Origin of the sequence: Mongoliimonas terrestris, assembly GCF_001927285.1 — a bacterium.
GTDB lineage: Bacteria > Pseudomonadota > Alphaproteobacteria > Rhizobiales > Pleomorphomonadaceae > Chthonobacter > Chthonobacter terrestris.
Genome location: NZ_MSIG01000001.1, coordinates 1 through 17961 on the forward strand (window position 1 = coordinate 1; position 17961 = coordinate 17961).

Below are 17961 nucleotides of genomic sequence, written 5' to 3' on the forward strand. Positions count from 1 at the left end.
GCCGGAAACTCTAACCTCCGGCGCTCCAACGTTGGGGTTCGGTCCACGCACGCCGGAAACTCTAACTCCGAACGCTCCATTTTTCAGGGACCAGACCACACATCCAGTCGGCCCACCATCCGGATGTTGTGGCCCCTGGTGAGACGCGCACACTCCGGCGCCGGCATGGGCTTTGCAAAAAGGTAGCCCTGTCCATAGCGGCATCCGAGCGCCTTCAGGTACTCAGCTTCCGTTGCCGTTTCGATCCCCTCAGCTACAATCTCGGTTTCGAGGCTGAGCGAGATCAACGCAATGGCCTGGACAATGGCTGTTTCGACACTGGTCCTCCCAAGCCGCGAGACAAAGGAGCGGTCAATCTTGAGCGTATCGACCTGAAACTCACGCAAATGGGATAGGGACGCGTACCCGGTCCCGAAATCGTCAAGAGCAACCCGGATACCTGCCCGCCGGAGTTGGCCGAGCTTGTCCTTTACGAGAGAAGCGTTGCGCCCGATAAACACGTTTTCCGTTACCTCAACCTCAAGGCAGGAAGGCTGAAGCTGGTAGGTGTTCAGTCGGTCCAGAATGCCAGCGACGAGACTGCCATCAGCGAATTGGGATGCTGACAAGTTGACGGCAATGCGCCCAAAAGCGACGTCGGCGTCAGTCCATTCCCGAGCCTGCCTGACCACCTCGTCCAAAACATAGTCTCCGATCTGCCGCGACAGTTCCGGATCATCGAGCGCTGCCGAAAAAGCTCCCGGCGCGAGCACTACACCGTCGGGCTGGCGCCAGCGGACAAGAGCTTCGAATGAAGCGTGCGCTCCTGTCGCGAGTTCGACCTGCTGCTGGTAGTGGACTTCAAGCTGCCGGTTGGCGAGCGCTTGATAGATTTGGCTAATGTGGGCGGTCTTCGCCTCCGCAGCTACTTGTAATTCGGGAGTAAAGAACCGCCAAACGCCCCGCCCGGCATCCTTGGCAGAATAGAGTGCCAGATCCGCGCGCTTCATCAGGTCGCTGACTCCACAAACAGCCGTCACAATGCCGACCGATGCTCCAAGATGCACCTTGGCTCCGTTGCATTCGATCGGCCGGCGGATTGCTTCAATAATCCGTCTTGCCAACTCCCCCGCGTCAGCATCTACCGTCCGGTCCGGGATAATCGCGAACTCATCGCCGCCGAGACGGGCCACAAGAGCCTCGGCCTGTAGCGACCTCAATCGTGATGCTATCTGACGAAGGCACTGATCACCCGCCGCGTGCCCGTGGGCGTCGTTGACGCCTTTAAAATCGTCCAAGTCGATGAGCAGCAGAGTGACCGGCTGTCCAGCCGATTGTTTCACGGCATCCTGAAGCGCGGCTTGGCAGGCTGACCGGTTGGCAAGGCCGGTCACAGGATCTCTGCGAGCCAACGTCTCAAGCTTATACTTGAGGCGCTTTTGCTCTGTTATGTCCTGCTTCATCCCACACCAGCGTTCAGAAGGCTGCCCCCAATCGACAGGAGCGCCGACAACCCGGAACCACCGCTTACGCCCATCTGCCGTAATGGCAGGCCCTTCGACATCGAACGGCTCTCCACGTGCATGGGCACGGCCCACAGCTTCCTTGAGGCGAGTCCTGTGTGGTTCGAGGTACATGTTATAATGCGGGCCGTAAGGGACCGGCGTTCCGATCTCCATCCCGTGGATCTCGAACATTCCGTCGCTCCAAATCAGCGCACCCGATTTGGTGTCTGACTCCCAAGCACCGATCTTCGCAATTTTGGCAGCCTGATCCAGAACGCGCTTCTGCGTTGCCAAAGTGACGGCTTGCGTGCTGATGATTGTTGCTTGTCCGGCAAGCTGCGCAGCTTGCGTTTCTGCCGTGACCCGCCGTTGGTGCGCTTTTAGGAGCGACGAGGCTACCTCGGCCAACTCTATTAGAGCCTCTTGGTCTGCTATGCTGAAGGTCCTGGGCTGCACATCGACGATGCAAACCGTACCGAGAGAGACATCGGCCTCAACACCGATGGGACAACCGGCGTAAAAGCGTATCCCGCCGTCTTGGGTCACGAGCGGGTTGGACGCAACGCGAGGATCAGCCGTCGCGTCCTCAATTGTTACGATCTGTCCGGATGCGATCGGGTAGTTGCAGAAGGCGAGTTCACGCGGGGTCTCACAAAGTTCAAAGCCGTGCTTTGCTTTGAACCATTGGCGATCAACGGCCACCAACGAGACGAGGCAGATCGGAACATTGAACAGCCGCGCACCCAGTTTGCTGAGTGCGTCAAACTGCGGCTCTGCTAACGTGTCAAGGATCGCCAGATCGTCTAGTGCTTTAAGGCGCGCAGCTTCGTTGGCCGGGATGGGAAACTTTGCGGGCATATTCATCGGGATGTACCTTCAGACTTGAAGCGCGTAACCTCGTCCCCGAATGGTACATATCGCGCCACTTCCCAGCTTTTTGCGCAGACGCGATATCTATACCTCGGTGACATTCTCATCGGGATTGTCTAAACCGCCGTAAAGATGGTCGAGTAGCAGCTCCCTTGTAGCTGCGGCACCGTGACACAAAGCTAACGCTGCAAGAACGGCGAACTCCTTTCGATTGAGAACAAGTTTCTGCCCATTTCTAGCCACGCGACGCTCACCGAGATCGATAACGATCTCGCCGCACTCGATAAGCGAGCGCGCGTGACCGCAGGATCTCCGAACAACCGAATGAATACGCGTGGTCAGTTCCTGAAACGCAAACGGCTTTTCCAGGATGTCGTCTGCACCGCATTTTAGAGCAGACACCTTGGTCGCCACCGACCTGTCGGATGTGAGCACGATGAGCGGCGTACGAACTTGCCGGTTCCGAAGCGCTCGAAGGGTCGGCTCTGCGCCGCCAGGAATGCCGTCTTGGTCCAGGATGATCAGCCCAAAGTTGAAGCTCGAAGCAAGATCTACCCCTTCATCAATTTCGTGGGTCGGTTCGAACGTATTGTCGGATACTGCAAGTGCGGTAGCCTATGTACCGACTGCGCACCGTTGGCTGCTGATCAGCAGAATGCGCATGTACGAGCCTAATGGCGTCAGTGTAAGAAACTGCCCCGAGAACAGCTCGTTTCCGTCTGCCGAGCTCTTTCAGGGGTGGGAGGGGTGGCAGGGTCGCGGCCACCCCAGCTTCATCAAGCGGCTTTGACGCCAGCGAGGAACCCGTCAACTTCGCGGCGGAGATCGCTTGAATGCTTAGCAAGCTCTCGGGCGGCACCAAGGACCTGAGTGGCAGCAGCGCCGGTCTGGCCTGCGTCATACTGCACACTCAGAATATTGGACGTCACTTCTTCAGTGCCCTGAGCTGCTTGCTGAACGTTGCGCGAAATTTCAAGCGTGGCAGAATCTTGCTCCTCGATCGCGGCAGCGATGATGGTCGAGGTTTGCGACACCTGCCCGATAACTGAACCGAACTCTTCGATTGCGTGCACCACCTCCGTCGTGGAAGTCCGGATCGATCCAATTTGACTCCCGATGTCGGCGGTAGCTTTCGCAGTCTGATTGGCCAGCTCCTTGACCTCTGCGGCAACGACCGCAAACCCCCGTCCGGCGTCGCCAGCACGAGCCGCCTCTATGGTTGCATTAAGAGCGAGAAGGTTCGTCTGAGCAGCTATGGTATTTATGAGTTCCACGATGTCACCGATCCGCTCTGCTGCTTCAGCAAGACCACGGACTTTGACGTCTGCTTCACGAGCGCTGGACACGGCCTGCTCAGTCACGCTGCGAGACTGATGCACTTGGGACGCGATCTCCTTTATGGACGCGGCGAGTTCCTCAGTCGAAGCAGCCACTGTTTGCACATTCGCGGAAGTCTGTTGGGCAGCCGTGGCGACTCCGCTGGAGGTCCGGTTCGTTTTATCGGCGACGCCGGTCATGGACTCGGCAGTCGCTTCCATCTCCGTAGCCGCAGCAGACAGCGACCCTGTTAGCTGACCAACGGTTTTCTCAAATGCCTTGGTCAGCGAGTCCAACGCCTGCGCGCGACGCATCTTGGCGGCGTTCTCCGCTTCTTGTTCAGCAGCCAGCCGACGAGCTTCGACAGCGTTGTTCTTAAAGACCTGAAGCGAGCGCGCAAGCCGGCCCACCTCGTCTTTGCGATCTACTCCGGTAACGGCCACGTCAAGATTGCCTCCCGCAAGGGCGTCAAACGCGGAGGTGACGCCGTTGACTGGGCGGGTAACCATCCCAACGATCATCCAAGCCAAGAAGACAACTGACACTACAGATCCGAGAGCGGCGCTGCCGATTAGAGTAGTTTTGGTGTCTAGCGCAAGCTTTTCCGCAGCATTCTTCTCGCCTTCAAGCTCAGCAGCGACTTTCTCTTGACGAGTCCCCAACAGTTCACGCAGCGCAACGCGAGCGGTCCTGCCCTCACCGACGGATATCAGCCGTGCTTCCTCGTTCTGGTTATTCATTCCAAGCGCTATGCTCCGCCCCAGAATGGAATAATACGCATGAACAGAGTCTCTAATCTGTTCATTAGCTCGGCGACGATCTTCGGTGTCGGCGAGTTCGATGAGCCTATCCGTGACTCTGGAAAGATCACCCTCTGCGGAATCAAAGTCCTTTTTGTTTCCTGCAAGAACTTGCACGTCGGTGTTAATAATTATGTTCTTTTCCTGGATTGTAGCTTCGTTAACTACAGCCTCAAGCTCAGCCAGCAACGCCTTGCGCTCGGCTGAAACATCTATGACCCGATCCGTTGTTGCCGCGAGTGTGGTTAGGCCATCAGCAGCCAGAAAAACAACGGTTGCAAGCACCAGGACCAAGACAGTTACTGGAATAGCGATTTTTTGTAGAAGACTGAGGTTGCGTAGCGACTCCATGGTGCCCGCCAAATATGCTGTGCTTACCGGACGCAGCCAAGTTAGGGGCCGAAATAGTTAATAGACGATTATACATAACCTCCATACATACTCCGAATCGTCAATCTACGGGTGCGGTTCTAGTTTCTGCCGACGCCGCTGCACGGGAGATGTTCATAATGCTGATTGGTACTGGTAAGATCGATTTGTCGGCTGTTAACGCTGGCGTGTTTTGAACTGCTACCCTTTCTTGGACCGCTCGGCTGGGCCATCTCCAGGGGGTTTCGATCAGGGCGTGCCGGGTGCCGCTGACCGATTTAGAAGCGTGATCGGGGGCTTGTAGCCGATCGCGCTGTGCGGGTGTTCCAACCGGGGCTCCAGCGCCGGCGAGAACCGCGTGTAGGTGTCGACGACCGTCAGAATCCGGATCTTGCGGCCGGTGGCGAGTTGATCGTGGACGGAGCCGAAGGCGGGCGCGCAGCGACCAATTCCATGGCCCAGGTCTCGTTCGCCGCCACGGCCGGGCGACGGTCCTCGCGCAGCTTCGCCTTGACCCGACGCTTCGGCACCTTGTTCCGGAGCTGCAGACCTAACTCCTCGTAGAGCCTGTAGAACGCTTGGCATTGACCATCCACCCCTCGCGCCGGAGCAGCATGTGCACGCGCCTATAGCCGTAGCGCACACGGGTCTCGGCGATCTCCCGGATGCGCTTGATCAGAGCGGCCTGCGAGCGACGCTTCCCCTTGTAGTGGTAGGTCGACGCCTCGGTCCCGAGCACGCTGCAGGCTCGACAGATCGAGACCTTCCACGCGCCGTGGACATCGTCGACCAACCGGCGTCGTCGCGCAGGCCTCAAAGCTAATGGGATGGCCCGCCCCGTCCTCCCGTCGCACCCTGCATCGACGGGGCCAGAATACATCGGCTGGTGGCAAACCGGAGGAGTTGATCATGATGCGCAACAAGCCTCGCGGAGCCGCGGGCTACGGCATCGACCTCGGCGAGAACCTGTTCCACGTCGTTGGCACCGACGCCGATTGACGTCCGGTCCAGACGCTGAAGTTCCGCCGAGACACGCTGCTGACCTTCTTCGAATGAGCCGAGCCGGCGCTGGTCGGCATGGAAGCGTGTCCCGGTTCGCAGTGGCTCGCGCGCAAGATGGCCTGCTGCCGTTTGTCGGAAAAATAGCGACCACCTCACCGATCGGCAGTTGCTGCACCTACGAAAAACAGCGCACCATGCGCCAAGGCTTTAATTCAAGCGGCATAGAGGTTCAGCGGCAGGTCTATGTTTCTCAGAACGATGCCAGAAGAGGGCAGGAACCGCGTGCTTTTCCGCTGAGTTTGTCCTGACTACGCCGCCATTGGCATCGGACCCGCCGAGGCTACTCCTTGATGTTTGCTCTCCCGCCTGGGAGTGATTAGAGCATCAGCACTCTTCGATTGATTATCTGCGGCACTCACATTGGTACGGATCTGATGATGGCTTCAGGGGCCAGTGAAACCGAGTTTCTGAACTTCCCAGGGGAATGCGCGGCGCGTATGCGGGAGATCGACTGGGCCGCCACGCCTCTCGGACGGCCGAACGGATGGCCGGCCTCGCTCCGAACCGTTGTCGGGCTGCTGCTCTCCTCCAGCTTCCCCATGTTCGTCGCCTGGGGTCCGGACCTCAGGTTTCTCTATAACGATGGCTATGCGGACATTCTGGGCCGTAAGCATCCGGCCGCCATGGGAGCCCGGTTTCAGGACGTATGGTCGGAAATCTGGCACGAGGTCGGCCCCTTGGCGTCCGTTGCGATGGCAGGAGAGGCGGTGTATCGGCGCGACCTGCCGCTCTTCATGAACCGTCACGGTCGATATGAACGGACCTGGTTCACCTTCTCCTATTCGCCCCTTCGAGATGATAACGATCAGGTGAGGGGTATGTTCTGTGCCGTGACGGAAACGACCGAAACGGTCATTGCGGGTCGTCGGCACGATTTCCGCCGGGGACTGGAGGAGCGGCTGCGCCCCCTTGCCCAGCCGCGCGACATCATCCGCGCGGCGGCTGCCTATTTGGGGGGGGTCCTCGGCGTCGGACGGGTCGGCTACGGGGAGGTGGAAGGCGACCAGACCCATGTGACGATCGAAGAGGACTGGACCGACAGTACTATGGCGAGTGTGGCCGGGCGGCTCAACATGAATGCCTTCGGTCCGCCAATCATCGCCGAACTCAAGTCCGGCCTGACCATGTCGGTCGACAATGTATCGGCCGATCAGCGGCTGACGCCCGATGCGGTAGCCTCCTTCATGTCCATCGAAGCCCGATCGGTGCTTGCCGTTCCTCTCATCAAGGGAGGCGTGTTCCTGGCCATGCTCTTTCTCCACACCAGAGCGCCGAGAGCGTGGGACGCAGAGGAAAAGCGGCTTGCCGAGGAGGTGGCGGAACGGACCTGGGCGGCTGTCCAGAAGGCCCGAGCCGATGCCGCCCTTCGCGCCAGCGAAGATCACTACCGGAATGCCATCGAACTGAACCCCCAAGTTTCCTGGACGGCGCGCCCCGACGGACAGCTCGACCACGTTTCAACCCGTTGGAAGGAATGGACGGGGACCACCGGACTCGGCGCCACATGGGCCGAGGGCCTACATCCCGACGACCGGGAACGAACCTTCGAGGTTTGGGCGACATCGTTGTCCACCGGCGAGCCATACGACATTGAGCACCGCGTTCAGCGCCTGACCGGTAAATACCGATGGGCGCGGTCGCGGGCGTTTCCGCGGCGGGACCACCGCGGGGAGGTGGTCAAGTGGTACGGTAACACGGAGGACATCCACGAACGCAAGGAAGCGGAAGAAGAACTCAAGCGCGTGATGGGCGAACTAGCCGATCAGGCGGCGGCGCGCACGCGCGAACGCAACCGCCTCTGGGAGCTAAGCCGCGATCTTTTTGCGATCATGGGCCTCGATGGCTACCTCAAGCTGGTCAATCCGGCCTGGACACGGCTTTTGGGTCACAGCGAGCAGACACTTCTCACGACCCATTTCTCCCACCTCGTTCACCCGGATGATCACGAAGCCATCGCCTGGCTGGTTCAGCGGCTCTCCACGGGACAGACGGTAGAGGGATTTGAGGATCGCATCCTTCACGCCGACGGCCGCTATCGCTGGATCTCGTGGACTGCCGTGCCGGAGGGTGAGATCTTCTACGCGGTCGGACGCGACATCACCGAGGATCGGGAACGCGAGGAACACCTGCGCCAGGCGCAGAAGATCGAGGCCATCGGCGCCCTGACCGGCGGTGTCGCTCACGACTTCAACAACCTCCTGACCGTCATCTCCGGCGGGCTGGATATGCTCGGACGCACCGACGACCGCGACCGGCTCCGCCGCATTATGGACGGGATGCGGCAGGCGGTCGACCGCGGCGCGACGCTGAGCCGACAACTTCTCACGTTCGCTCGGCGGCAGCCGCTGAAGGCCGAGCCCTTCGATGTCGCCGGACAGCTGGATGGGATGCGGGACCTGCTCGACCGGAGCCTCAGGGGAGACGTGATCGTCCGCTTCGACCTCGCGGACGGGCTCTGGCCGGTGAAGGCCGACCCGGGAGAGTTTGTCCTCGCGGTGCTCAATCTGGCCGTGAACGCCCGGGACGCGATGCCGCGCGGTGGTACGATCATCCTCTCCGGTCGCAACCGGTCCGGATTGACGCGGGGCGACGACGCTGTCGAGATATCCGTGGCGGATACAGGCGAAGGCATGTCGCCGGAGGTGCTCGCGCGGGCCTTCGACCCCTTCTTCACCACCAAGGACATCGGCAAGGGATCCGGCCTCGGACTGGCACAGGTGCACGGGTTCGTCACGTCCTCCGGGGGACGTGTCGAGATCCGCTCGTCCGTCGGCGCCGGCACGACCGTGTTGATCCGCCTGCCTCGTTCGGACAAGATGCCGGACTTGCTCGCGGCTCCCGCTGTGCCGGCCGATCTGCCTCCTCCACTAAGTTGCGGGAAGGCGGGGTGTATTCTGCTGGTGGAGGACGACCAGGAAGTCGCCGCGCTCGCCGTGCAGATGCTGGCTGATCTCGGCTACGAGGCAATCCATGCGGCCAACGGGCACGACGCGCTGGGGGCGCTCGCGAAGGCTCGACACATCGACGCCGTCTTCTCGGACATAATGATGCCGGGCGGGATGAACGGTGTCGAACTTGCGCGCGAGATCAAGGCCCGCCGGCCAGGGTTGCCGGTCATTCTGACAAGCGGCTACGCCGATGCGGCCGTGCTCGGCGACGGAGAACCGGGCCAGACCGTCCTTCCGAAACCATACCGACTGAGCGAGCTGGGCCGTGTTCTCGGCGACGCTCTGGCACGGGAGCGAACGGACGGGATCTGACCGGAGGGCTGACCCGGCCCGGTGCGCGACGGTCCCGTACCGCGGCGTTGGCCGGCGTCGGAGGCTTCTGGGGCTATCCTCCGGCATGATCGACGCCCGCTCGGATCGCCTCAGATACCCTGGCCGCCCGAGACTTCGATCCTCTGGGCACTCACCCAGCGGTTCTCCTCGGACAGCAGGGTCGCGATCATCGGCCCGATGTCGTCCCGCACGCGACCCGACCGAGGGCGGTCATCTCGGCGAAGAAGCGGTTGAACTCCGGCGTATCCCTAACCGCCCCGCCGACGAAGTCGGTCTCGATCGCGCCGGGTGCGACGCAGTTCACCGCGATGCTGCGAGCGCCGGATTTCTTGGCTATAGACCGTGAGCACCTCGACCGCGCCCTTTGCCGCGGCATAGGCCGACCATTCGGGCACGGAGACACCTGTCAGGCCGCTGGGCAGGTTCACGATCCGGCCGCCGTCGGTGATCAGCGGCAGCAGCGCCTGGTTCAGGAAGAAGTCGCCATTGAAGTGCACATCGACGATAGCGTCGAACCGTGCCTCCTTGGACTCAGCCAAGGGGGCGGTGTCCCCGTGGCCCGCATTGTTGACGGGATAGTCGAGGAGATCGGCTCCGAAGTTCTCCTGCAAGGCGTCCGCAGCCGATCGGCAAAAGCCGCGAAGGCAGACGCGTTGCCCACGTCGAACGGCAGGTCAGCAGATGCTCAAAGCTCGTCGTGAGCATTGGACGATGGCGGCCACGGGAATTTTGAGCACTAGTTCACGGAAAGCGCGCTTCGCTTCGCAGCCTCCTTCGTGGAACAAAAGATTCCGGCGCATGCGGTGGTCCTGTGCCACAACGCGGTCCTCGACGTAGTGACCTCCAAGCTCGAAACGATGCGGCCTCGGTCCCGTTTTGGTCTGAACGCGGAGGCGGTGCGGTCGCACGAGCGGACGCTCACTGTGTTGCGATAGGCGACTTGATTCGACATCGAAATTCTTATCGAAGCCTATGCGATCACCGCAAACGCTCAGCGCCGGCGGCAGCTGGAAGGTATCGCCTCCGGATTCAAGAGCGCTGTTGGCGGCGTCGTGGACCAGGTCGGTCGTGCATCGGGCGAGCTCCGTTCGACGGTGCAGTCGCTGTCCGCGGCATCGGAGCAGGCCTTGGCCCAGTGCTCGGCTGTTGCCGCCGCTTCGGAGCAGGCTTCGGCTAACGTGCAGACTGTTGCTTCCGCGGCTTAGGAGCTGACATCCTCGTTTTCGGAGGTCAGCCGTCAGGTCCACGAGGCGTTCAGCGTGGCCGGTCGGACCGTCGGCGATGCAGACTGGACGGCTGCTCAGCTCCGTGAACTCTCGGCATCGGCTCACAAAATCGGCGAGGTCGTCGAACTGATCAGTACTATTGCGGCTCAAACCAACCTGCCTGTTTTGAATGTCACGATTGAGGCGGCGCTGGTAGGAAAAGTAGGCCGCGGTTTTGCCATCGTCGCCGCCGAGGTGAAGCAACTCGCCGACCAGACTGCCAAGGCCACCCAAACCATTTCCGCCCAGATCGGCGAAATTCAGGGAGCAACCGATCAGGCAGTCTCATCGGTGACGGAGATCGGTGGAGTTATCAGACACCTCAACGGCATTGCTTCGGCGATCGCCTCCGCCGTCTAAGCAGCAGGGTACTGCCACGCGGGAGATCGCCGTCAACGTCAGCCAGGCATCAACCGGGACGGCAGAATTGTCCGGGAACATCGTCGGCGTCTCTAAGGCGGCATCTTCGACGGCCGAGGTCTCTCGTGGCGTTCTTCCGTCTTCCGACGTTCTGTCCCAACAATCAGGTATATTGCAGACAGAAATCGGGAGATTCCTGGCATCCATCCGGGCGGGTTAATTGTAACAGTTTAATAAGGCGGCGGAGTGGTAGTGGTTTTTTATTCCATTTTAGCGCCTAAATATCTTCTCAGTTTTCTAAGACTAGCATGCCATGCTTGGACTGCTTCCGTATCTCGTGCTTGATTGTAGTACGCTTCAGAAGTCGCGTAGTCAGAATGGTGAAGGAGCGCCTGTGCGATGTGTATGCTTTCTGGATGCAAGCGACTGAGTGTCGTTACGGCGCTGTCCCTGAACCGGTGTGGTGGGATGCCTACACCGAATGCTGTCTTTGTTCTCGACCTTATCGCTCCATAGAGCGACGCGTCAGACATCGGTTGAGCGCGCCACGAGATCCAAACGCGATCGCTATCTCTGCCATTGAGGAGGAGTGGACGGAACCGCTGGAGATATTGGTCGACATGCTCGGTGAAGTGCGAGCTAAGAGGCTGATCGAAAGTTCGGCGGTTCTTCGTCTCTGCCGGACTGAACGCGATGTAGTAGCTCGTGCCCTGCTTAATCAAGTGATGATCCAGCCTCATGGCAGCGAGGTTCCGCCGTCTGATAGGCCTACAAGCGAGAAGCGCGATAGTGAGGCCGTCACGATACACTGCAGCCCGCCATACCTCTCGACCCTCGTATTCGTGTTCGGCTTGCCTCATTAAATCGAAGCCAAGCCGAAGCAATTCATCTACCGGTACGATCTGCTCATGCTTGTTCCGGGCCGGTCGCGCTCTCGTTTTCAAGCGAGCGCGAGCACGCCTGAGAAGCGTCTGGTCCATCTCAGGTGCCATGACGCGAAGCGCTTCGGATAGGTTTGTGATCAGGTTTCTGCAGGTGATCGGAGCGACGGACCCATCCAAATTTGCAAGGTATCTGCGTAAACGATCCTCTGTGAACCGCTCTGTCGGGCTTTCGTTCTCGTCCAGCAATCCGTTGAGTTGAAGGAAGGTCAACCAACGCCCGTACGCATCCAACACAGCTTTTTTTGTGGTGTCACGCCAGTTCGCAGCCGCTCCGCCCACTTCGAGAAGCCCTCGTTCCGCAGTTGCATCGAGCCATGCGGCTCGGTCTGCGGATGGCCAATGCTCAAGCTTCAGGCACCGATGACTGAGATTGCTTTTATAGTCAGTCACTTCCAGACTCCTCGACGACAGCGGTGCGAAGTTTGAGGACAAGATCATCGAAGCGACCTACCGCGTGTTTATCTTGCACACCTGAATAGCTATTCTGAGTTGTTTGGGCGCTACGGTGCCCTAATACGCGGCGCATCACTTCAATTTCACCAGGTCTTTCCGTTAAGTACAGCGTGGCTGCAAAGTGACGTAGAAAGTGGGGGTAAATGTTCAGGCCAGTTTCGGCGTGGATGCGTTTTTTGAAGTACCGACCGAAATGCGCTCCACACTTCGGCCGATCCGGTGTTGCACCTGGGAACAAAAAACCTTTCGGGTTATGTCCTAACAGGGGAAGCCATTCACAAACGTAATTATCTAGAAGCCGTGCACTTTCGGTAGGGAGCTCGTGCTCGATTTGCATTCCGTTCTTCACGTCGGTCCCGTCCACAGCAACGATTGTTCGGGTGCCGAACTTCTTGATATGAACGCCAAGCCGCAAGCTAAGAAGGTTGGTGCTTCTGATGGGACGCACGAGCAAAAGCTCTAAAGCAACGGCGATCTGCATCAAAAGGGCGTTTCTGGTTGTCTTGCTGGTACTCCGACGCAAACGCTTTTCAATCTTGATTGGAAGTAGAAGAATCGTTTGGCTATTCTTTGGGTCAGAAAATTGCTGAAGTGCCTTTTTCGGCAGAGGCCGCATGCCCGCATTCCTCGGAGTGAGGTTCTGGCGAAAGCGCGCGATCTTATACACGGTCGCTGTATCGGCTCTGACAGCATGCTTTGCGATTAGGAGGAGGACATGTGCGATCATCGACAGCATCGTGCTCGGCTCCCCATTATTTCGATCGAGGTGGAACTGGAGAGCGAGCTTGGGCGCATCGCCTTTGACGAGATCGCTGAGCGATTTGATCGATGCAAGTGGACGGCCACTATGACAAAGCCCGGCAACAATCTGGAGGACGCTATACCGATAGGACTTAACGGACGCGGGCCGAAGCGGGCGATTAGGTCCATTCTCGGCAAGAAGATCACCTTCCTCGGACATCGCGGAAAGCCACGCGTCAACTTCGGCCACGAAGCTCGGTACAATGTCTTTCCAAGCCGGCGTGTACACCTCCACTCGGGACGGGATAGCCACGCTTTTCAGCCCCAGTTGGCTATCGGTGGCCAGCTGGCGCCAAACTTTGCAGACGTCGTAATAGTGCCTATCCGGGTCGGTCTTAAACGTGGTTTGGCGGTAGGCATCGATGTAGCCGGCCAGAACCGTATCATCGACCGCCCTCGGGCCAATTCCTTGTTCCAGGCAGTACCTGATCAACCGGCTAAGCGCCCAAGGCATTTTGCGCGTTGCCAGGCAGCTTCTTACGGCCGCCCATTCCTTATCTTGCGCGATCATCTCCTTTGTCGACGACACCTTAAGGACGAAGCGCCTCAGGGCGAAGCCGACTTCAGACCGGATGGTTCGCCAGCGATGCGGCCTCATCTTCGCGTGAGCCGGAGAGAATTTCCCGAGCCGATCGCGAAAGAAGTCGAAGGAGGCCGTGGCCGATTCAGGCTCGAACCCGAGAACCCGGCAGAAGCAGCGGATGGAGGACGTGAGATTGCGCCGGCGGCTTTCCGGAAGGATCGCATCGGCCTGCACAACAATCATGAGATCCGCCATAGTGGCGACGACCTCAACCGCTGAAGGCCTTTTACTGCTAGAAGCGCTCATTGCAGATGCTCCGGTTCGGTTATTACGAGGACGCATGCGGTATCGAGCGGACACAGATGGACATGTTGTCCAGATAAGGACAACGTACCATCTTTAAATCCGGTCATTAGACGTGGACCGTTGTCCTGATTTGCTTGTAAGTGCTTGAAAAGAACGGACTAGACCGGACAGAGATGGACAGTCAAACCAGCCCTGTCCTGCGCCTATTCTAGAAGCTGGCGAGCGCGGTAGGCGCGCAGGTCGCTCGGCCTTATGCGGACGAGTCGACCGTCACGGATCGCCGGCAATTCACCGGACGCAATCCGCCTTCGGATCGTTCGTTCGCAGGTCTGCTGAAGGTTCGCGACGTCCCTGATCGTCAGTAGACGTTCAGGCACAGGCTGCCGGCTTCGTTGAGCGGCAGTTGGTTCGACGACGGATGAACTTCGGAGGCGGTCTGGAGCCGCGCGCCCACCCGGCGGACTTTCGCCTCTGGTCCTGTGGCTCATTCTGCCCGCTCCTCCTCGAGCCGCTTCACAAGCGCCTCCAACTCGGATCGGGGGATGAGGACACGGCGGCCGATTTTGATGGGCCTGATCCTGCCTTCGTTGATCAGGCCGTAGAGCTTTGTCCTTCCTATACCGAGGACCCGGCACGCGGCATTAACTCGGTAAGCGAAAGGCTCGTCCATAAAGCGCATTGGAGCCTCCGTTCGTGGAGGCTCTCTATTGATCACTCCTAACCGCCGGTGTCTTCCCTATTAATTCGGTCAGCGGGGACCTAATTTTTGAGGACTCGGCCCTTCCTAATGTTCACAAATCGGCGCGCTAACTCAGCCTGACGATACGTGACATTGAACAGGTTTCTATTGGTCAGGTACCGCCACGATATAAGTCTCCGCAGTATCTCTGCAATAGTCCCTTGTAGAACTTCATCTTTTCGGCTTATTGATGCTGTCCCTTCCCAATCTTCAATGTCTATGATAAGCTCGGCAATGTACATAGCGATAACGCGACTACCAAAATATCTTGGTCGACCTACCTTGATCTCTTTTTCGGCTTCCCTGATACCTATCTCACACGCAAGCTCCAGAAGATATAGCCGTGAAATGAAATCGTCACAATCTATACTTCCGCCGTTTTGGCCGCCTCCGGCATTTTCGATGTAGAGGAGAGCGGCAGCACTTACGTCGTCGTCGCTTCCCGTCAGTAAACGGCCGAGATTTTCGGTGACTTTTTGAATGTTTCGTAGGTGCTTCACGGTCGCTTTGTAGGCATTGAACGGCTGCGGCCGATTTTTTTCGTACTGTCGACCGTTGGCTCTGAGTAGCCATAACTCAATTGAATTGATGAACAAGCTCCTCGCTTCAGGATGCGGCTTACAGATTTTACAAAGTTCCGCCGCGTGAGCGGCAGCGATGTGGATTTCGCTCGCAGCGGTTTTACTCATTTTCGCCGCCAGAAAGCAGATAGTTGGACCAGGCTTGCATGAGCTCTCGTCTTTTCTGAAGTGCATCACCTCTACGGTATGCTCTTTCGGTCTGATCTCCTACGACGTGGGCTAGTGCAGCCTCCGCTACTTCTCGTGCGAAAACGGTTTCTTCGCCGCACCAGTCACGGAACGCAGAGCGGAACCCGTGCACTGTGACGTCGACATGCATGCGCCTCAGCACCATATCTAGAGCCATGACGGAAAGAGGGCGACCTGGTTTGCTGCCGGGAAAGACGTAATGGTCAGGCACCGATCCAAGGTCGGCCAATTGCTTGAGGATTGACAGGGCGCGAGGAGTTAAGGGTACGCGGTGCTCACGGCCTGCTTTCATCCGTTCGCCTGGTATGGTCCAAAGACTCGCTTTGAGGTCAAACTCCTTCCAGATCGCTTCGCGCGTCTCCCCAGACCTAGCGGCAGTTAGGATCGTAAACTCGAGCGCTAATGCCGCCACCCCGTCTCGTTCGCGTAATCTTACAACAAACGCTGGCACCTCCCTGAAGGGCATTGCGGCGTGGTGCCCTCGGGTCAGCCTATGCCGCTTCGGCAGCAAGTTCGCGAGATGCCCCCGCCAAGCCGCTGGATTCTCGCCTGACCGATAGCCTTGTGCTTTCGCGGCATCGAGTACCCTTTCTATCCGGCCGCGCAAACGCGATGCCGTTTCCGCCTTAGTCGACCATATCGGCTTCAGAACCGAGAGCACGTCGTCTGTGGTGATGTCGGAAACGAGCTTGGGACGAAGCGGGGCCGCATACACTTTCAGGGTCATGTGCCACTGCGCGATGTGCTTGACGTTTCGAAACTGCGGCTCCATCGCTTTCAGATAAGCATCTGCGACGTCACCAAACGTGGGAACGCGCCGGGCGTTCTCTCGACGAGCTTCTATTGGGTTCTTCCCGGCGTGCAGTGTTGCTCGTGCTTCTTCTGCAAGCTCGCGTGCCTTTGCGAGCGGCACCGAATGCAACCCGCCTAAGCCCATCTCACGAAGCTTGCCATCGCGACGGAACAGAAACACCCACCGTTTCGCGCCACTCTTATCGACGACAAGGTACAAGCCTCCGCCGTCGGAATGGCGCCCTGGAACTGTGATCGTTGCCACAGATCGCGCAGTTAGTTTTTTGATCGCTCGTGCCATAACCTAGCGCACCATCCCAACAATTGCCCTAACATGAGACGTGGATTGTAGCGGACGAGCACGTACGACGGCAAACAGAACACCGTAGAAAAGCGGCTGTTTCGCCGGATTTTCGGATAGCAGCGCGCAATGACGAACAGGAGTATGGCGGACTCCCTCTCCGCCAATTTCCCGAGGGCACTTTCCACCCCTAGCATAACTGCCTGTTCGGCTTGAGGAATTCCTCTCCTGCCGCTCCCGATCCGGGAGTGCCGAGATGGACAACGCGGGCCATGTATCGCACCATGTAGCGTCCGATGTATCGCTGGAATCCCGGAGATGAACCGGGCGCTGGTCGAAGCCGCGACCCATCCGGAGGCGCTGGAACGGATCGCCGATGCCCGAGGATGGCAGGACCGGCACAATCCTATAATGGAAGCCCGCCGGGCAATATCGGCAAGCTTGATCATGAAGGCGAGACGCGCGAATTCCGCGATGCCGTGCCCTCCATACCATGTGCCAGCCTGATGCGGCCACGCGCCGAAGTCCGAGGCCGGAACGGGCTCGAGTGGAAGCTGCGGGAATCTATGAAACAGTACGAGCAACCGGAGGTCGCCGATGCCTGACGACGAGGACATCCTTGCGCGGCGCGCCCTCGCCATCGCCGCATAGACAAAAATGGGTCTCCCGTGTTCTGGCGTCTGCGCTTGATCAGAAGGTGCAGGCGCTCGCCGGCCTCGGACAGATCGCCCGGCTCGGTCTCCGCCGCGCCTAGGAGCCCGCATGGCTCCGCTTCACGCCGCACGAACAGTCGCTGGAGGCATCTGCTCAACTTCGCGCGTCTCCTCCTGGAGCGCCGCTTCCAGACCACCACGGCCGGCGCCAGTCCGAGCTTCTCGCTCCTCTTCGAAATGAACGAACTCTTCGAGGCCTACATCGGACGTCTGGTCGTCCGCGCCTTCGCCGGAACCCCTATGGATGTCGTGCTTCAGGGCGGCCGTCTCCATTGCCTCACCGAGGCGGATTCCGGCCGCGGCGCCTTCCGGACCCGCCCGGACGTCCTGATCCGTCGAAACGGGGTGGTCACCCAGGTGATCGACACCAAGTGGAAGCGCATCTCGGCCCGTATCGACGATCCGCGCCAGGGTGTGAGCAAGGCCGACATCTATCAGATGCTCGTCTATGGCCACGTCTATCAGACCGCCCGGCTGACCCTGCTCTATCCGCACACTTTGGCGCTGGGGGAGAGGGAGGGGGTCCAAGGGAGCTATCAGGTCACAGGGCAGGAGATGGCGCTTCAGACGGCAAGTTTCGATGTGGGAGATGGTACCCGGGCGGCGGAGCGACTGCGTCTGATGCTGGAGCCGACAGTGCCGGCCGGACAGTTGAGGGTTTTTGGCTGACCGCGACGAGCGCGCCGCCAACTCAAGTCCCGTTGAACGGCATCGTTTGCCAAGCAGAGCGCATGCCGAATTGTTGGCCCGGAACGCCCAGCATCGCCCGAAGCTTATGCGGAACGCCCCCCTCAACCGCCATCTTGAACCG

At 59.3% G+C, this 17961-nt stretch carries 12 protein-coding genes and 2 pseudogenes; 3 read left to right on the plus strand and 11 right to left on the minus strand.

The genetic code is table 11. The features are described 5' to 3' along the window. Positions 1 to 83: 83 nt before the first annotated feature. The 4 genes and pseudogenes from BUQ68_RS00005 to BUQ68_RS24070 all read right to left on the minus strand — a co-directional run. A complete protein-coding gene (locus BUQ68_RS00005; RefSeq protein WP_075213893.1) occupies positions 84 to 2348 on the minus strand; it encodes a sensor domain-containing phosphodiesterase in 2265 nt (754 codons plus the stop codon). Positions 2349 to 2438: 90 nt separating this feature from the next. Continuing rightward, positions 2439 to 2921, minus strand: a complete 483-nt coding sequence (locus BUQ68_RS00010; RefSeq protein ID WP_083656003.1) for a response regulator transcription factor — start codon at positions 2919 to 2921, stop codon at positions 2439 to 2441. 209 nt (positions 2922 to 3130) lie between these two features. Continuing rightward, positions 3131 to 4822: a methyl-accepting chemotaxis protein gene (locus BUQ68_RS00015; RefSeq protein WP_075214318.1), complete on the minus strand. Its 1692-nt coding sequence runs from the start codon at positions 4820 to 4822 to the stop codon at positions 3131 to 3133. Positions 4823 to 5161: 339 nt separating this feature from the next. Continuing rightward, positions 5162 to 5660: pseudogene (locus BUQ68_RS24070) on the minus strand (IS3 family transposase); the annotation flags it as partial. Between the two features lie 679 nt (positions 5661 to 6339). On the opposite strand from BUQ68_RS24070, the gene BUQ68_RS00025 reads away from it, so the two are divergent. Beyond that, positions 6340 to 9162, plus strand: coding sequence for a PAS domain S-box protein (locus BUQ68_RS00025; RefSeq protein WP_075213896.1), 2823 nt, complete (start codon positions 6340 to 6342; stop codon positions 9160 to 9162). Positions 9163 to 9272: 110 nt separating this feature from the next. On the opposite strand, the pseudogene BUQ68_RS22695 reads toward BUQ68_RS00025, so the two are convergent. Then, a pseudogene (locus BUQ68_RS22695) lies at positions 9273 to 9856 on the minus strand (SDR family oxidoreductase); the annotation flags it as partial. A gap of 586 nt (positions 9857 to 10442) precedes the next feature. On the opposite strand from BUQ68_RS22695, the gene BUQ68_RS00040 reads away from it, so the two are divergent. Beyond that, the gene (locus tag BUQ68_RS00040; protein ID WP_075213898.1) at positions 10443 to 10808 is read left to right on the plus strand and encodes a methyl-accepting chemotaxis protein; all 366 of its coding nucleotides are present in this window, start codon (positions 10443 to 10445) and stop codon (positions 10806 to 10808) included. Between the two features lie 260 nt (positions 10809 to 11068). On the opposite strand, the gene BUQ68_RS24500 is transcribed toward BUQ68_RS00040, so the two are convergent. The 6 genes from BUQ68_RS24500 to BUQ68_RS00065 all read right to left on the minus strand — a co-directional run bounded on the left by BUQ68_RS24500 (position 11069) and on the right by BUQ68_RS00065 (position 16437). Beyond that, a complete protein-coding gene (locus BUQ68_RS24500) occupies positions 11069 to 12190 on the minus strand; it encodes a tyrosine-type recombinase/integrase (protein ID WP_083656011.1) in 1122 nt (373 codons plus the stop codon). Beyond that, complete coding sequence (locus BUQ68_RS22705) at positions 12135 to 13835, minus strand: site-specific integrase (protein ID WP_175577695.1); 1701 nt, start codon at positions 13833 to 13835, stop codon at positions 12135 to 12137. The genes BUQ68_RS24500 and BUQ68_RS22705 overlap by 56 nt, the downstream gene beginning before the upstream one ends. 203 nt (positions 13836 to 14038) lie before the next feature. Further along, positions 14039 to 14323, minus strand: a complete 285-nt coding sequence (locus tag BUQ68_RS24505; RefSeq protein WP_083656015.1) for a helix-turn-helix domain-containing protein — start codon at positions 14321 to 14323, stop codon at positions 14039 to 14041. Further along, positions 14320 to 14514 carry a helix-turn-helix domain-containing protein gene (locus tag BUQ68_RS24510; RefSeq protein ID WP_083656017.1) on the minus strand — a complete coding sequence of 65 codons (195 nt, stop codon included), beginning with the start codon at positions 14512 to 14514 and terminating at the stop codon, positions 14320 to 14322. Before BUQ68_RS24510 ends, BUQ68_RS24505 begins: the two co-directional genes overlap by 4 nt. 80 nt (positions 14515 to 14594) lie before the next feature. After that, positions 14595 to 15263 (minus strand): hypothetical protein, encoded by a 669-nt coding sequence (locus BUQ68_RS23150; RefSeq protein WP_139315107.1) that lies wholly within the window; start codon positions 15261 to 15263, stop codon positions 14595 to 14597. Beyond that, positions 15256 to 16437: a tyrosine-type recombinase/integrase gene (locus tag BUQ68_RS00065; RefSeq protein WP_075213901.1), complete on the minus strand. Its 1182-nt coding sequence runs from the start codon at positions 16435 to 16437 to the stop codon at positions 15256 to 15258. Before BUQ68_RS00065 ends, BUQ68_RS23150 begins: the two co-directional genes overlap by 8 nt. Positions 16438 to 17105: 668 nt before the next feature. Between BUQ68_RS00065 and BUQ68_RS00070 the strand changes: the two genes are divergently transcribed. Then, positions 17106 to 17819, plus strand: coding sequence for a 5-methylcytosine restriction system specificity protein McrC (locus BUQ68_RS00070; RefSeq protein WP_075213902.1), 714 nt, complete (start codon positions 17106 to 17108; stop codon positions 17817 to 17819). Positions 17820 to 17961: the final 142 nt, after the last annotated feature.

Excerpts from the sequence above, each read along its gene's own strand:
- BUQ68_RS22705 (WP_175577695.1), bottom strand. The coding sequence starts at position 13,835 with ATGAGCGCTTCTAGCAGTAAAAGGCCTTCAGCGGTTGAGGTCGTCGCC.
- BUQ68_RS24505 (WP_083656015.1), bottom strand. The coding sequence starts at position 14,323 with ATGAGCCACAGGACCAGAGGCGAAAGTCCGCCGGGTGGGCGCGCGGCT.
- BUQ68_RS00065 (WP_075213901.1), bottom strand. The coding sequence starts at position 16,437 with ATGGCACGAGCGATCAAAAAACTAACTGCGCGATCTGTGGCAACGATC.
- BUQ68_RS00025 (WP_075213896.1), top strand. The coding sequence starts at position 6,340 with ATGCGGGAGATCGACTGGGCCGCCACGCCTCTCGGACGGCCGAACGGA.
- BUQ68_RS24510 (WP_083656017.1), bottom strand. The coding sequence starts at position 14,514 with ATGCGCTTTATGGACGAGCCTTTCGCTTACCGAGTTAATGCCGCGTGC.
- BUQ68_RS00015 (WP_075214318.1), bottom strand. The coding sequence starts at position 4,822 with ATGGAGTCGCTACGCAACCTCAGTCTTCTACAAAAAATCGCTATTCCA.
- BUQ68_RS24500 (WP_083656011.1), bottom strand. The coding sequence starts at position 12,190 with ATGATCTTGTCCTCAAACTTCGCACCGCTGTCGTCGAGGAGTCTGGAA.
- BUQ68_RS23150 (WP_139315107.1), bottom strand. The coding sequence starts at position 15,263 with ATGAGTAAAACCGCTGCGAGCGAAATCCACATCGCTGCCGCTCACGCG.
- BUQ68_RS00005 (WP_075213893.1), bottom strand. The coding sequence starts at position 2,348 with ATGAATATGCCCGCAAAGTTTCCCATCCCGGCCAACGAAGCTGCGCGC.